This is a genomic window from Hominiventricola filiformis, from assembly GCF_020686965.1.
GTDB lineage: Bacteria > Bacillota > Clostridia > Lachnospirales > Lachnospiraceae > Hominiventricola > Hominiventricola filiformis.
Genome location: NZ_JAJEPS010000006.1, coordinates 85,944 through 99,677 on the forward strand (window position 1 = coordinate 85,944; position 13,734 = coordinate 99,677).

The following is a 13,734-nucleotide window of genomic DNA, read 5'->3' on the forward strand; positions in this document are numbered from 1 at the left end:
TTCTAAGTTATAGGTAGTGTTCCTCCCGGAGACTCACATAAGCATGTTCTCCGATAATAATATGGTCTGTCAGAGCAATCCCAAGAAGCTGTCCTGCTTCTTTTATGCGTCTGGTTACATTCAGATCTTCCGGGCTGGGACTGGCATCGCCGCTTGGATGATTGTGAAGCAGTATAATCTGCACTGCCCTTGAAGCCAACGCCTCCACAAAAATTTCCCGCGGTGAAATCACCGATGCATTCACTGTCCCTTTGAACATATATCGCTCTTTGATCAGTCTGCCTCGTTGATTGAGCATGAGAAGCAACAGGACTTCCTGTTCCTCATGCCGCAGATCTTCCATATAATAATTTGCCACCGCTGATGGCGATGTAAAATGAGTGCCTTCTCCGGCTTCTTCTCTAGCCATTCTTCTGGCAATTTCCAGAAGGCATTTCAGCTGAACGGCCTTCACTTTTCCGATGCCTTTTACTTTGGAAAGTTCATCAAGACTCAGTCTTCGAATTCCCGTAAAGCCTTCTCTCTCCGGAACCAGCTTTAAGAGATCTCCGGCCAGTTCCAGCACATTTCTTCCTTTTGCACCGGTTCTTAAAATCACCGCCAGAAGATCCCTGTTTGACAATGACTGCACTCCATGACGGATGCACCGTTCATAAGGTCTGTCTTCCTGCGGCAGACTGCTGAAATTTTCATTCATGGTAATACCTCCGTTAAGTTTGTCTCTCTCCAGACACCCCGAAGGTTACCTTGTTAGTATGTCCTTATATCCAGCGGTAAATCAGAATTGCCAGAACTATTCCAATGATGCTGGCAATGGTAATCTTAATGGTCAGTCCAAAGGTCAGCACAACCAGTCCAAGTGACAGTACCAGCGGGTTTTCAAGTCCGAAGGCTTGTCCGTAATTCAGCCAGCTAAGACCGGAAACATTGGCTGCCAGACTTCCAATAAAGCCTCCCAGTACCACTCCTGCCAGTACAAGCAAAAGCAGTGTCCAGCCATTTTTCGCACCTCTCATATGTATACTACCTCCAAATACCGATTCAGTTAATCATAACACGGCACATATTTTTTTGCAATTGCTTCTGCAATCTTTAGTCCATCCATAGCTGCGGAGGTGATACCTCCTGCATAACCGGCACCTTCTCCGCATGGATAAAGTCCTGATAATTCGCTTTCAAACTCTGTATTTCTTATAATGCGAACCGGAGAAGAAGTCCGGCTCTCCACACCGGATAACACCGCATCTGATCTGGAAAATCCATGGATCAGAGCTTCGCATCCTTTGATTCCTTCTTCCAGTGCCGATGATAACTCCTGCGGAAAAATCGTCCGTACATTGGACAGTTCATATTGTCCCTTGATGCAGGGTTCTACCTCCCCAAGCATGGTACTTGGCACATTCCTGCAAAAATCTCCAAATAACTGAACCGGCACCTTACCGTCACATAATCCATAAGCTGCCTTTTCCAGCTTTCGCTGAAATTCCACACCAGCCAGCACATCTGTCCCCGGAAAATCATCCGGTGTCACCGTAACAATCATGGCACTGTTGGCATTCCGGCTGTCTCTCGCCTGATAGCTCATACCATTTACTGCCAGGTGTCCTTCTTCGGAAGAAGCGTTGACCACCCATCCCCCCGGACACATACAGAAAGAATAGACACCTCTTCCCCCTCCGGTCTGCCGCGTCACTTTGTAAGCAGCTGCAGGCAATATTGCCGGATAGTCTTTTCCATATTGACTTTCATTGATCATATGCTGAGGATGTTCCATGCGGACTCCCACCGCAAAAGATTTTGCCTGCATAGGTATGCCTTTTTCCTTTAGCATGGAGAACGTATCTCTTGCACTGTGGCCAATGGCAAGCACCACCACGTCAGTCCGCAATTCCTGTTCTTCCACCCTATCGGCTGTCTGGCGCTGCTCATAAGACACGCCCCGGATCTTTCCGCGATCTGTCGTCAGAAGATCGGTGACCCGGCAGCCAAACCTCACTTCTCCTCCTAAATCTTCTATCTCTTTTCGCATCCGGGTTACAATCCCAATAAGCTGATCTGTTCCCAGATGGGGTTTATTTTCATATAAAATTTCTTCCGGTGCGCCTGCTTCCACAAAAAGTTCCAGTACCTTCCGGTTTCTTCCAACCGGATCTTTAACCATCGTATTGAGCTTTCCATCAGAAAAAGTTCCGGCACCGCCTTCTCCAAACTGTACATTAGATGTAGGATTCAATTTCCCGGTAAGCCAGAAAGTCTCCACCGTTCTGGCACGATCTTCCGCCCGTTCGCCCCGTTCCAGAATAATGGGAGCATAGCCATTTCTTGCCAGCATCAGTCCGCAGAACAATCCCGCCGGTCCAGCTCCGATAATCACCGGACGTCGGTTAAGCGGATTCTCTCCGTGAGCAGGAAACTGATACCAGGTTCTTACCGCTTTGCTCACCTGCTTCGGACAGTGTTTGAGCACAGATGGCTCTCTTTTCACTTCCACATCCACCAGATAGACGTACTTTAACTCACCGCCCCTGGCATCCAGAGATTTCCGTATGATCTCATAACGAATCAGGTCTTCCGGCCGAATCCGCAATATCTTTATCATTTTCGCTTTTAAATCCTCCGGCGTATGTATCACCGGAAGCTTCAGCTGTTGAATTCTAAGCATCTGCTACTCCTCACTTCCTGCAGCATTTCCTGCAAGATAACCGCTGGTCCACGCCCACTGAAGATTGTAACCGCCGCAGGCTCCATCCACGTCCAGAAGTTCGCCACACAGGTAAAGTCCCGGTACTTTTGCCGATTCCATGGAACAGTTCTTCAACTCTGCAAGCGGCACTCCGCCTGTACACACCTGCGCCTGCTCATAACTGCGGCATCTGGTAATATGGAAGGTAAATTTTTTGATCTGACCAATCAAATGGTTCCAGTCCGCTTCTTTCCACTCCCGGCTTTTCTTCTTCATGGAAATACCGGCCCGTTTCAAAATCACATCTGATAATTTTTCCGGGAACATGCCAAGCAGCACATCCGTGCCCGACCGTTCTCCGATAAATTCTGCCTTGTCTTTTAAGATTTCTTCCAGTTCCTCTGCCGTATGCTCCGGGCAAAGATCCAATGTCACCTGACAGCTGCCGCCATGTTCCAGTGCACGTGCTGCATATCGGCTCAGCTGAAATACAGGGATTCCGGACAGCCCATAGGCAGCAAACTGAATCTCTCCCTCCTCCTCATATACAGCATGTCCCGGTTCTGTGATCAACGTAGCTTTTGCATCGGTGCGTACCCCGGTCAGTTTTCCACAGTCTTTCTCTGACGCGCAGAGTCCTGTCAAAGCAGGAAGCGGTGTTACGACAGAGTGGCCGAAACTTTCCGCAAAACGGTAGCCGTCTCCCACGGTTCCCGTCTCCGGTGCTGCTTTGGAACCACAGGCAAGAATCAATGCATCTCCCTCATAGGTCCATCCTTCTGTCACTACCTGAAACTGTCCATCCTTCTTATGAACTTCCAGCACCTCTGTATTGCAAGCCAGCTTCACACCCTGCCGCAGTGCTTCCAGCCGCAGCACTTCCGCAATAGAAGCAGCCTGTCCACTGGCCGGATAAAGATACCCGTTTCTGTCTTTTACCCGAATTCCAAGTTTTTCAAAGAAACGCACCGTATCGCCCATGGAAAATTGCGACAACGCTTCTCTGACAAATTCCGGTGCCTCACTCCGGTAATGTTCCAGTTTCTGATCTTTATTAGTAAAATTACATCGGCCATTTCCTGTCACCAGCAGTTTTTTCCCGGTCTGCTTATTCTTTTCCAGAAGCGTCACCTTCGCGCCCTGCTCCGCTGCCGCAATGGCTGCCATCAGGCCGGAAGCACCACCTCCGATAATCAATACTTTCTTCACCGCTTATCTCCCCTGCTTCAGAATCTCATCAATCCGTTCCCGCACTGGCTGCAGCTCTCCCATTTCTTCTGCTGCAGCTTCCATTCCGGCTTCTGCCTCTTTTGCAAGCACCTGCTCCCCGGATGCCAGATACCGCATTCTCTGCCAGGCAGCTTCGTAGTATTTTGCCACGCCGTAGCATTCCTTCAGTTCCTCATCCGGTTCGACGCCATTGGCTTCATTTTCATAATAATATTCTACACATTTTTGGTATTCCTGATCCTGTATCCGTCTTAAAAATGCGGATGTTCTGTGACCGGTTTCCATAAACGGAAAGGTAAACCCTGCAATGGCAATGAGCTCAATAGTCAGAATCACCGCCAGAAATACAACCATAAGGTCCATAAAAAACAGAACCGGCTTTCTCATGCTTTCTTTCATTCCAGCCCATACCTCTCTCTCAACAGTTTGCTGATTCTTGCAGAAGTCATGCCGTCCAGTTCAGAAATCTCTTCGTCTGTCAGGGGAATCATCTCTTTCAGTACTTCCGCCATCCGCTGCCGCATGGTTTCAAAAACTTCCGGATTATCTGCATTCTCTGCATCTTCATAGGTTTCCCGATAAAACGCCGCCAGTGTATCTGCAAAATATGTAATATTTCCATCATATATCCTATCAAGAGAAATCTCCACATTTTGGGCCAGATCTTCCGCTGCTTTCTCCGTCACATCATAACGCCAGGCACACCACAGAATGGGATACCAGGATGCAAACTTTCCGGATTCGCTGTCCGTCAGATGGTAATATTCCCCATACTCAAACAAATCTCCATAAGCCCCTTTGTCCAGATAAGTTTCCATCTGGCTGCAGGTTTTCTCGTAATTCCTGCCCGCCTTCCATCTTCTGGAAACTTTCTCCACGTACCCGGAACTGACCTCTGCCACCAAAAACATGCCCAACAGTACAATAAACACCAGAACTCCCAGCACCGCTCTTTTATGGGAACGCAGTTCAAAATGCCGGGTTTTCTTCCAGACGTCCGCTTTGGTTTTCTCGTATTCTTTTTGAAATTTCCGCATGTCTTTGTCATGCTGCGTTGTATTATTGCTCATTGAGAATACTTTCCTTTAACTGTTGGTTGTTTTTCTGCTCCTCATAATTACTGTACTGAAATATAAGAAATGCCGCCAACAGTACGACTACCATCGTGACTGCCACCAGCCGCACCATATGCATCCATGCGCTTCCAAATGAGCGCTGTCTCTTACCGTTCATGTTTTTCCTCCAGCAAAAGCAGAACCTCTTCATCTGTCATGGTTGGCAACTCTGCTAATTCCTCGTCTGTCAGTCCAAAGCATATTTTCAAGGACAGTTCCAGGTCTTTCTGGATATTTCGAAGATCCGTTTCCGTTTTCTCACGGTCAATCACATCTTTTGCCACCGCACAGAGGGAGTCCGTATCATAAAATTCCGGAAGCAACCCGCCGATGGTCTCCAGATGATCATTCTGTTCATAAATACTGTCTGCCGCCAGATACCCGTTTAGATGCTCTTTGATAAAGCGTCCAATTTCAATACATTTGGTCTGGGGCTGCCAGGGCAGAAACGGTCCCGAGGTCCAGCCAGTCAGATTGTAGGATTTGCAGTACGCAAAATACTGCTCATATTTTCCAGCCGCCAGATACTGGTCCATCTGCTCAGATACCGAAGTAAAGTCGGCCACAGCTGCATCCTGCTTCTTATAATAAGAATGGTCATCCGCAAGAAACGTGACAAATAAAAGACCAAAAACCAGTACGCCAAGTACCACAAGTGTGATACCTCTGGTCATCCAGTCGTAGGACAGTTTCCAGACTCTTTTTACCTTCTGGCTGGTTTCCGCATAATCCTGCTCATAATATTGTTTGTCTTTTGCATAGCGTTCTGCCCGCGGATTCGGCTTCCCACAATAGGGGCAGACCGCATCCGTCAGCTGCAGATTAGCGCCGCAGTATTTACATTTCATATTTATTTACGCTTCCAGCTTTGCAATTCCTGCATTTTTCAGTTTCTGTAAAGACATAAGAATGCCGAACTTGGCATGCTCCCAGGTAAGCCCTCCCTGGAAATAAACGGCATAAGGCGGTTTGATAGGACCGTCTGCTGAAAGCTCAATGGAAGAGCCCTGCACGAATGCGCCTGCTGCCATGATAACATCACTGTCATATCCCGGCATTGCCCACGGTTCCGGCTCCACATAACTGTCTACCGGGGCTGCTGCCTGAATTCCCTTACAGAATTCAATGACACCTTCCGGTTTTCCAAAAGTGATGGCCTGAATAATATCGTGACGGCTCTCGGTACCATTTGGCAGTACATCAAATCCCAGTTTTTCATAGACATTAGCGGCAAAAATAGCACCTTTCAGTGCACCGGCCGTTACCGTCGGAGCCAGGAAAAATCCCTGATAGAAGGACTGCATGACGCCAAGGGTCGCACCTACTTCTTTTCCAAGACCCGGAGAAGTCAGGCGGTATGCACAGTTCTCTACATATGCCTCTTTTCCTACAATATAACCACCGATGGGAGCCAGTCCGCCGCCCGGATTTTTAATCAGAGAACCAACACACAGATCTGCACCCACATCGGTCGGCTCGATCCGCTCCACAAACTCACCATAGCAGTTGTCTACCATGCAGATTACATCCGGTTTGATGGATTTGACAAATGCAATAACCTCGCCGATCTCCGTCACAGACAATGTCTTTCTGGTCTGATAACCTTTGGAACGCTGGATGTGTACCATTTTCGTTTTCTCGTTGATGGCTGCGCGGATGCCATCCAGATCAAAACTGCTGTCTGCTTTCAAATCCACCTGATGATAGGTGATTCCGTATTCTGCAAGACTTCCGTTACTGGGACGTATTCCAATGACTTCTTCCAGCGTATCATAGGGTTTTCCTGAAACCGCCAGAAGTTCATCACCAGGACGCAGGTTGGCAGCCAGGGCCACTGCCAGAGCGTGAGTACCGCAGGTGATCTGCGGACGCACCAACCCGGCTTCTGCATGGAACGTATCCGCATAGACGTCTTCCATTGTGTCTCTTCCGAGATCGTTGTAACCATATCCACTGGTGGCTGCAAAATGAATATCGCTGACGCGGTTCTTCTGCATGGCATGCAGAACCTTCAGCTGGTTATATTCTGCTGTCTCGTCAATGGCTGCGAAACGTTCCTTTAATTCCTCTGCAATTTTCTGTCCATAGGTATAGACATCGTTATCAATGCCCATTTTCTGATACATTTCATTTAAATTCATTTCAGTATTTCCTTCTCTCTTAATATTGTAAGCATTGCTTCGAGAATCTTCTCCTCGTCGTATGCATAATCCTGCTTATTCATCCAGATTACATCCTCTTCTCTCTTAAACCATGTAATCTGTCTCTTTGCAAAATGCCTGGTATCCCGTTTTAATATTTCTACGGCTTCCGGCAGCGTATAGGTACCGTCCAGATACTCCAGAATTTCCTTATATCCAAGCCCTTTCATGGACACCATCTCCTGATGACAGCCCATCTCTTTTAATCTCCGGACTTCTTCCAGCAGTCCTGCTTCCATCATCTGGTCAATACGCTGCTCAATCCGCCGATAGAGATGCTCACGCTCATCATTGAGCACGAAATAAGCGAAATTATAAGGTGACTGTCGTTCCCGCTGCTCTTCATTATGCTCAGAGATCTTTTTCCCGGTAAGCTTATAAAACTCCAGTGCACGGATCACCCGTTTTATATTATTTTCGTGAATGGCTTCCGCCGATTCCGGGTCAACTTTTTTCAGTTCTTCATGAAGCCAAGTACTTCCTTTCTCTTCTGCCAGCCGTTCCAGCTCTGCCCGGTAGGGACTTGCTTCATTTTCCGTAAAGTCAATGTCCCGTACCACGGCCTGAATATAGAATCCGGTTCCTCCCACCAGGATCGGAATATGTCCCCGGCTTCGGATCTCCTTTATGGCCGATTTTGCCATCTCCTGAAACCGGACCACATGGAACTCTTCAAAAGGTTCCAGTTCGTCCACCAAGTAATGGCGGACGCCATCCATTTCTTTGGGCATGATCTTGGCAGAACCAATGTCCATGTGCTTATAGACCTGCATGGAATCTGCAGATATAATCTCTCCATTCACCGCCTTCGCCAGTGCAATGGAAAGCTTTGTCTTGCCGACCGCAGTTGGGCCGGTCAGTATGATTAACGGTTCTTTCAAAGAGAAGATCCCCCTTTTTCAAATAAATCCTGCAGAATGGCTTCTGCATCTTTGTCTCTGTAATACTCCTGATCCAAAAGTCCGCGTTCGTCCAAATACCAGGAGAAACGACCGGCTCTCTTGCCGGTAAAAGTGGTATATTTCCGGTATGACTTCCAGACGGCTTCATAGCGTTCCTTCCACGTCGGGCAGTAATGGCTCATATAGTGCTGCGCCAATTCCATCGCCTGACAAGTCGGATCATCACTTAAAGCCGATAGCTGCACACCTCCGCCCGGATGTCCGGTACGGCTGTCTGTTGGTGAGGAATGCAGGATCACCATACTCTGATCTGTGCATAACCCAAGACAGATCCAGACATGACCATTCATACTGAACAGGTCGCCCGGCTTAAAATCCCTGCAGCTGCTGATTTTCTGTGTCCAGGTTCCAAGCTTTCGCCCCTTCGCAAGCGTATACGCCATCTCCGTAGAAAAGATCACATAACCGGCTTTTCCTGATACCGTCTCCAGTGTATTATAAATAGCCCATCCTGCATATCCGGTACAGTCCGCACCGGCATATCCATATGCGTTCTGATTATGGGCAGGATTGTATTCTTTATACGTATAATCCGTACCCTGTTTCTGAAAAAATCGAATCCAACTGCCTGGAACTCCGATGGAACAGGCCTCTTTGGATGCCCCGGTATTTTCAAAATTCCAGCCGCCTCCATAAACATAGAGAACCGTTCCCACCGGCTGCATGGCGGTTGCCAGAAAATTTTTCAACGTCCGTTTTCCGGGTGTGCAGATGACAGGTATTTGACTTATCATTGTCATACTCACAGTTCTGCTGGTTTTTCTTTATTTTACGCAAACCGTCAGAATCCGTTTCTATACGATTCGTTTAAACTTCTTTTCCAACTCATATTTGCTCATGGAAATAATCGTTGGCCGTCCATGAGGACAGTTGTAAGGGTTTTCCAGAGACAACAATTCATCAATCAGCGCTTTTGCCTCCATGGCAGACATCTGATGATTGCCCTTTACCGCCGCCTTACAGGACATGGATGCCACTTTGTCCATCAGGGACTCAGAATTGCCGCTTCCCGTAATGTCAGAGAGGCTGTCCAGAAGTTCCATGAGAATCTCCCGTCTTGCCACTCCTGGCAGGTTAGCGGGTACCGCACGCACGGCATAGGCTTTCTCGCCGAATTCTTCGATCTCAAATCCCATCTCCGTAAAACAGCTGCGGTATTTGAGGAACAACTCTTCTTCCTGCATGCTCAGGTTCAGAATAATAGGCGGAGACAGCATCTGGGACTGGAAGGTCCGGTTCCTCAGATCTTTCATAAGACGCTCATATAGCACTTTCTCATGGGCTGCATGCTGATCAATAATATAAAGTTTTTCACCAAACTGCACTAACCAGTAGGTATCAAACAGCTGACCGATGATCACATGATGGACGGCGGCTTCTTTCGATAGCAGTTTGCCGTCAAAAAGGTCCAGCTGCTCCGGTTTCTGCGGAGGCTTCTCCTCCACAGATGTTTCTGGGGCAGTGGCTGACTGCTCAGGCACTGTCGATTGCGCGGTTTCAATGGTCTCCGTCTGCTCAGCCGCTGCAGGTGCTTCTGGCACCTTATAACGCTCCTCTACTCGCTTCCGCATCTGTTCCATAAAATATTCCAGATTCTTATTCTGGGGTTTGACCGGCTCCTTCTGTGGTTCCGGTGTGGTCCACATCTTTTCCAGCGGCACTTTCTGTCCCGGCTTCTGGTACGACGGAATCGTCCGCTCTACGGATGCGGTCGGAACCGCTGCTGGCTTCTGGACCTGATAGGTACTCTCCGGCTCCCGCAGTGTCTGTACCGGAGGCACCTGTTGCGGCGCTTTTTCCGGCATAACCACCTGTTTCTTCGGTTCATCCAGCGTCACTTCCGGGATCAGTTCCCGGCCGGACAAAGCGTCCTTCGTCATCCGCTCCAACAGATCATAGACCAGGTTCTGGTTACTGAACCTCAGTTCCATCTTAGTCGGATGCACATTCACATCCAGCATCTTCCCATCCATGTGAATATCCAGGCACACAAAGGGATACCGATGCTGCATCATAAAGGTTTTATAACCATCTTCAATGCCCTTTGCAATGATCTTACTCTTGACATAGCGGCCATTTACAAAATAATTTTCATAATTCCGGTTGCCTCTGGAAATCTCCGGTTTTCCAAGGAAGCCTCTCACATGAAGCGGTCCTTCCTCCCGGTCTACTTCAATCAGGCGCATGGCCACATCTCTTCCATAGAGATGATAGATCACATCTTTTAAGTTTCCATTCCCTGAAGTCTGAATCCGCATCTGCCCGCCGATAAGCACCTTGAATCCCACTTCCGGGTGGGACATGGCCAGATGGGTCATAAGCTCATGAATGGCCGAAGCCTCACTCATTTCACTCTTCAGGAATTTCTTCCTGGCCGGCGTATTGTAAAAAAGGTTCCGGATAATAAAGGTGGTTCCGTCAGGCGCACCGATCTCCTCCAGGCTTTTCTGCACACCACCCTCGATACAGCAGCGGCTTCCCAGATCATTTTCCTTCGTCTTCGTAATCAGTTCCACCATGGCAACGGCAGAAATGCTGGACAACGCCTCACCACGGAATCCCAGAGAAGAAACCCCTAAAAGGTCGTCCGCACTCCGGATTTTACTGGTGGAATGCCGTAAAAATGCCACGGGAATATCGTCTTTTTCCATACCGCTTCCATTATCCGTAATCCGGATATATCCGATACCCCCCTCTTTAATCTCTACCGTGATCTGGGTAGCACCTGCGTCAATGGCATTTTCCACCAATTCTTTCACGACAGAGGCCGGACGTTCTACTACTTCTCCGGCTGCAATTTTATCAATGGTCTGTTGATCTAATACTGCAATTTTTCCCACGATCATTCTCCTATGTTACCAGCGGTTTTTCAGCTTATTCTGAAGCCGGTATAAAGTGTTCATGGCGTCCATGGGTGTCATATTGGAAATATCCAGTTCCTGCAGTTCCTTCACCACATCGTCATCTTTTACTGTATCAAACAGAGAAATCTGCTCCAGATCTACTTCGTCATAGGTCTTCGGCTTGGTCTTCTGCTTCGCCTTTGCCTGGCTTTCCTCAGCAATCGCTTTTGCCTTCACAGAAATATCCGCCTGGCTTAATTCCTCCACCAGTTCTTTGGCGCGGGAAATGACGCTTTCCGGCACACCTGCCAGCTTCGCTACTTGGATACCGTAGGATTTATCTGCACCGCCTTTGACAATTTTCCGTAAAAATACAATATCGTCACCTTTTTCCTTGACAGCAATACAGTAGTTATTCACACCTTCCATAGTGCCTTCCAGTTCAGTCAGTTCATGGTAATGGGTGGCAAACAGGGTCTTGGCCCCAAGTAATTTCTTATCTGCTATATGTTCAATGACCGCCCAGGCGATGGACAGTCCGTCAAAGGTGCTGGTTCCACGGCCGATTTCATCAAGAATCAGGAGGCTGTTAGAAGTGGCATTTCTTAAAATATTGGATACCTCGTTCATCTCCACCATAAAGGTACTCTGCCCGCTGGCCAGATCATCCGATGCACCCACGCGGGTAAAAATCCGATCTACAATACCGATATCTGCACTGTCTGCCGGAACAAAGCTTCCCACCTGAGCCATCAGCACAATGAGGGCGGTCTGTCTCATATAGGTAGATTTACCTGCCATGTTCGGTCCGGTAATAATGGAGATACGGTTGGCTCCGTTGTCCAGATAAGTATCATTGGAAATGAACATATCATTGGAGATCATATTCTCCACTACCGGATGACGGCCTCCGCGGATATCAATAACACCGCGGGTATTGATCTTCGGGCGCACATAACGGTTTTTATCTGCCACATAAGCAAGAGAAGTAAAGACATCAAGCTTCGCCACTGCCTTCGCTGTCTTCTGAATACGTAACACCTCAGAAGCAATCTGATCCCGCACTTCACAGAACAGCTGATACTCCAGGGCGGTCAGCTTCTCTTCCGCGCCCAGAATGGTATCTTCCAGTTCTTTTAATTCCGGCGTAATATACCGCTCTGCATTTGTCAGAGTCTGCTTGCGGATATAATCATCCGGCACCAGATCCTTATAAGAATTGGTTACTTCCAGATAATAACCAAATACCTTATTAAATTTGATCTTCATGTTCTTGATTCCGGTGCGTTCCCGCTCCTTCGTTTCGATCTGGGCAAGCCAGGTCTTTCCTTCTGTCTTGGCCGTACGATATTTATCTACATCCGTATTGTAACCGTCACGGATCATATTGCCGTCACGGATAGAAATGGGCGGTTCTTCCAGAATGGATTCTTCCACCAGCGTATGCAGATCTTCCAATGGATCCAGTTCTTCCAGAATCTCCTGCATCAGCGGACTTTTCAGTTCCGTGAGCAGAGTCCTGATCGAAGGCAGCATTTCCAGAGAAGCTTTAAATGCGATCAGATCTCTTGGATTGGCTGTCTGATAGCTGATTCTTCCTATCAGACGTTCTAAATCGTAAATCGGATTCAAATATTCTCGGAGTTCTTCGCGGGTAATCATCTGACTGTTCAGTTCCTCTATGGCTGTCAGACGTTTTTCAATCTCTTCCTTGTCAATCAGCGGCTGTTCCAGATAGCTTCGGAGTGTTCTGGCTCCCATAGCTGTCTTTGTTTTATCCAGTACCCAGAGAAGGGAACCTCGTTTCTGCTTCTCCCGCAGGGTCTCTACTAGTTCCAGATTTCTCCGGCTGGAGCTGTCGATAATCATATAATTGCCGGATACATAGGGCAGCAGTTTCGTTATATGAGCCAGGGACGTCTTCTGGGTCTCTGTAAGGTACCTCAGCAGCGCGCCGGCTGCGATCACTCCGCATCCAAAGTCCACCACACCCAGTCCTTCCAAAGACTTCACATGAAAATGCTCCAGCAGAGTGTTTTTGCAGAGTTCATCATCAAAATACCAGCTCTCCAGTGGGTACATCACCAGATTTAACCGTTCTTTTAAATCATCCAGCTCCACGCCGCTCATAAGAAGTGCCTCATTGCAGATTACTTCGCGTGGTGTGAATTTATAGAGCTCGTCCATAAGTTTTCTGGAAGAATCTACTTCCGTCACAAAATAATCACCGGTCGTTACATCCGCAAAGGAAATGCCAAACCGGTCACTCACATAGACAATACTCATAATATAGTTATTTTTTGACTCATCCAGTGCCTGGGCATTGAGATTCGTTCCCGGTGTCACCACACGGATCACTTCTCTCTTTACCAATCCTTTCGCAAGAGCCGGATCCTCCACCTGCTCACAGATGGCAACCTTGTAGCCTCTGGATACCAGTTTGCTCAAATATCCTTCTACCGCATGAAATGGTACTCCACACATAGGAGCACGTTCCTCCAGACCGCAGTTCTTTCCGGTCAGCGTCAGTTCCAGTTCCTTGGAGGCAATCTTTGCGTCATCAAAAAACATCTCGTAGAAATCTCCGAGACGATAAAACAAGATGCAGTCTTTATATTCTTCCTTGGTCTTCATGTACTGCTGCATCATTGGTGTCAAATTCTGTTTATCCATGAATTCTCCTTGGTATTTATCTATTTT

13 protein-coding genes are annotated in these 13,734 nt (G+C 47.9%); all 13 read right to left on the reverse strand.

The window, feature by feature from the left end; genetic code table 11:
* Positions 1–7 precede the first annotated feature (7 nt).
* On the reverse strand, positions 8–697 hold the full coding sequence (gene radC, locus LKD36_RS07955; RefSeq protein WP_308459265.1) for a RadC family protein: 690 nt from the start codon (positions 695–697) through the stop codon (positions 8–10).
* A 64-nt stretch (positions 698–761) separates the two neighbouring features.
* Positions 762–1,016: a DUF4321 domain-containing protein gene (locus tag LKD36_RS07960; RefSeq protein ID WP_118770000.1), complete on the reverse strand. Its 255-nt coding sequence runs from the start codon at positions 1,014–1,016 to the stop codon at positions 762–764.
* 29 nt (positions 1,017–1,045) lie between these two features.
* On the reverse strand, positions 1,046–2,662 hold the full coding sequence (locus tag LKD36_RS07965) for an NAD(P)/FAD-dependent oxidoreductase (RefSeq protein ID WP_308459266.1): 1,617 nt from the start codon (positions 2,660–2,662) through the stop codon (positions 1,046–1,048).
* 3 nt (positions 2,663–2,665) lie between these two features.
* Positions 2,666–3,892, reverse strand: coding sequence for a BaiN/RdsA family NAD(P)/FAD-dependent oxidoreductase (locus LKD36_RS07970; protein ID WP_308459267.1), 1,227 nt, complete (start codon positions 3,890–3,892; stop codon positions 2,666–2,668).
* A 3-nt stretch (positions 3,893–3,895) separates the two neighbouring features.
* On the reverse strand, positions 3,896–4,312 hold the full coding sequence (locus tag LKD36_RS07975) for a hypothetical protein (protein ID WP_308459268.1): 417 nt from the start codon (positions 4,310–4,312) through the stop codon (positions 3,896–3,898).
* Positions 4,309–4,983 (reverse strand): hypothetical protein, encoded by a 675-nt coding sequence (locus LKD36_RS07980; RefSeq protein ID WP_308459269.1) that lies wholly within the window; start codon positions 4,981–4,983, stop codon positions 4,309–4,311. The genes LKD36_RS07975 and LKD36_RS07980 overlap by 4 nt, the downstream gene beginning before the upstream one ends.
* Positions 4,973–5,146, reverse strand: a complete 174-nt coding sequence (locus tag LKD36_RS07985; protein ID WP_308459270.1) for a hypothetical protein — start codon at positions 5,144–5,146, stop codon at positions 4,973–4,975. The genes LKD36_RS07980 and LKD36_RS07985 overlap by 11 nt, the downstream gene beginning before the upstream one ends.
* Complete coding sequence (locus LKD36_RS07990) at positions 5,136–5,876, reverse strand: zinc ribbon domain-containing protein (protein ID WP_308459271.1); 741 nt, start codon at positions 5,874–5,876, stop codon at positions 5,136–5,138. The genes LKD36_RS07985 and LKD36_RS07990 overlap by 11 nt, the downstream gene beginning before the upstream one ends.
* A gap of 6 nt (positions 5,877–5,882) precedes the next feature.
* On the reverse strand, positions 5,883–7,169 hold the full coding sequence (locus LKD36_RS07995) for a methionine gamma-lyase family protein (RefSeq protein ID WP_308459272.1): 1,287 nt from the start codon (positions 7,167–7,169) through the stop codon (positions 5,883–5,885).
* Positions 7,166–8,110, reverse strand: a complete 945-nt coding sequence (gene miaA / locus LKD36_RS08000; RefSeq protein ID WP_308459273.1) for a tRNA (adenosine(37)-N6)-dimethylallyltransferase MiaA — start codon at positions 8,108–8,110, stop codon at positions 7,166–7,168. Before miaA ends, LKD36_RS07995 begins: the two co-directional genes overlap by 4 nt.
* A complete protein-coding gene (locus LKD36_RS08005; protein ID WP_308459274.1) occupies positions 8,107–8,931 on the reverse strand; it encodes a hypothetical protein in 825 nt (274 codons plus the stop codon). The genes miaA and LKD36_RS08005 overlap by 4 nt, the downstream gene beginning before the upstream one ends.
* Before the next feature lie 54 nt (positions 8,932–8,985).
* A complete protein-coding gene (gene mutL / locus LKD36_RS08010; RefSeq protein WP_308459275.1) occupies positions 8,986–11,031 on the reverse strand; it encodes a DNA mismatch repair endonuclease MutL in 2,046 nt (681 codons plus the stop codon).
* A 15-nt stretch (positions 11,032–11,046) separates the two neighbouring features.
* Positions 11,047–13,707 (reverse strand): DNA mismatch repair protein MutS, encoded by a 2,661-nt coding sequence (mutS, locus tag LKD36_RS08015; protein WP_308459276.1) that lies wholly within the window; start codon positions 13,705–13,707, stop codon positions 11,047–11,049.
* Positions 13,708–13,734 lie beyond the last annotated feature (27 nt).

What these genes read in the sequence shown, in the direction of transcription:
- radC (WP_308459265.1), bottom strand. Translation starts at nt 697, where the DNA reads ATGAATGAAAATTTCAGCAGTCTGCCGCAGGAAGACAGACCTTATGAA.
- LKD36_RS07960 (WP_118770000.1), bottom strand. Translation starts at nt 1,016, where the DNA reads ATGAGAGGTGCGAAAAATGGCTGGACACTGCTTTTGCTTGTACTGGCA.
- LKD36_RS07965 (WP_308459266.1), bottom strand. Translation starts at nt 2,662, where the DNA reads ATGCTTAGAATTCAACAGCTGAAGCTTCCGGTGATACATACGCCGGAG.
- LKD36_RS07975 (WP_308459268.1), bottom strand. Translation starts at nt 4,312, where the DNA reads ATGAAAGAAAGCATGAGAAAGCCGGTTCTGTTTTTTATGGACCTTATG.
- LKD36_RS07980 (WP_308459269.1), bottom strand. Translation starts at nt 4,983, where the DNA reads ATGAGCAATAATACAACGCAGCATGACAAAGACATGCGGAAATTTCAA.
- LKD36_RS07985 (WP_308459270.1), bottom strand. Translation starts at nt 5,146, where the DNA reads ATGAACGGTAAGAGACAGCGCTCATTTGGAAGCGCATGGATGCATATG.
- LKD36_RS07990 (WP_308459271.1), bottom strand. Translation starts at nt 5,876, where the DNA reads ATGAAATGTAAATACTGCGGCGCTAATCTGCAGCTGACGGATGCGGTC.
- LKD36_RS07995 (WP_308459272.1), bottom strand. Translation starts at nt 7,169, where the DNA reads ATGAATTTAAATGAAATGTATCAGAAAATGGGCATTGATAACGATGTC.
- LKD36_RS08005 (WP_308459274.1), bottom strand. Translation starts at nt 8,931, where the DNA reads ATGACAATGATAAGTCAAATACCTGTCATCTGCACACCCGGAAAACGG.
- mutS (WP_308459276.1), bottom strand. Translation starts at nt 13,707, where the DNA reads ATGGATAAACAGAATTTGACACCAATGATGCAGCAGTACATGAAGACC.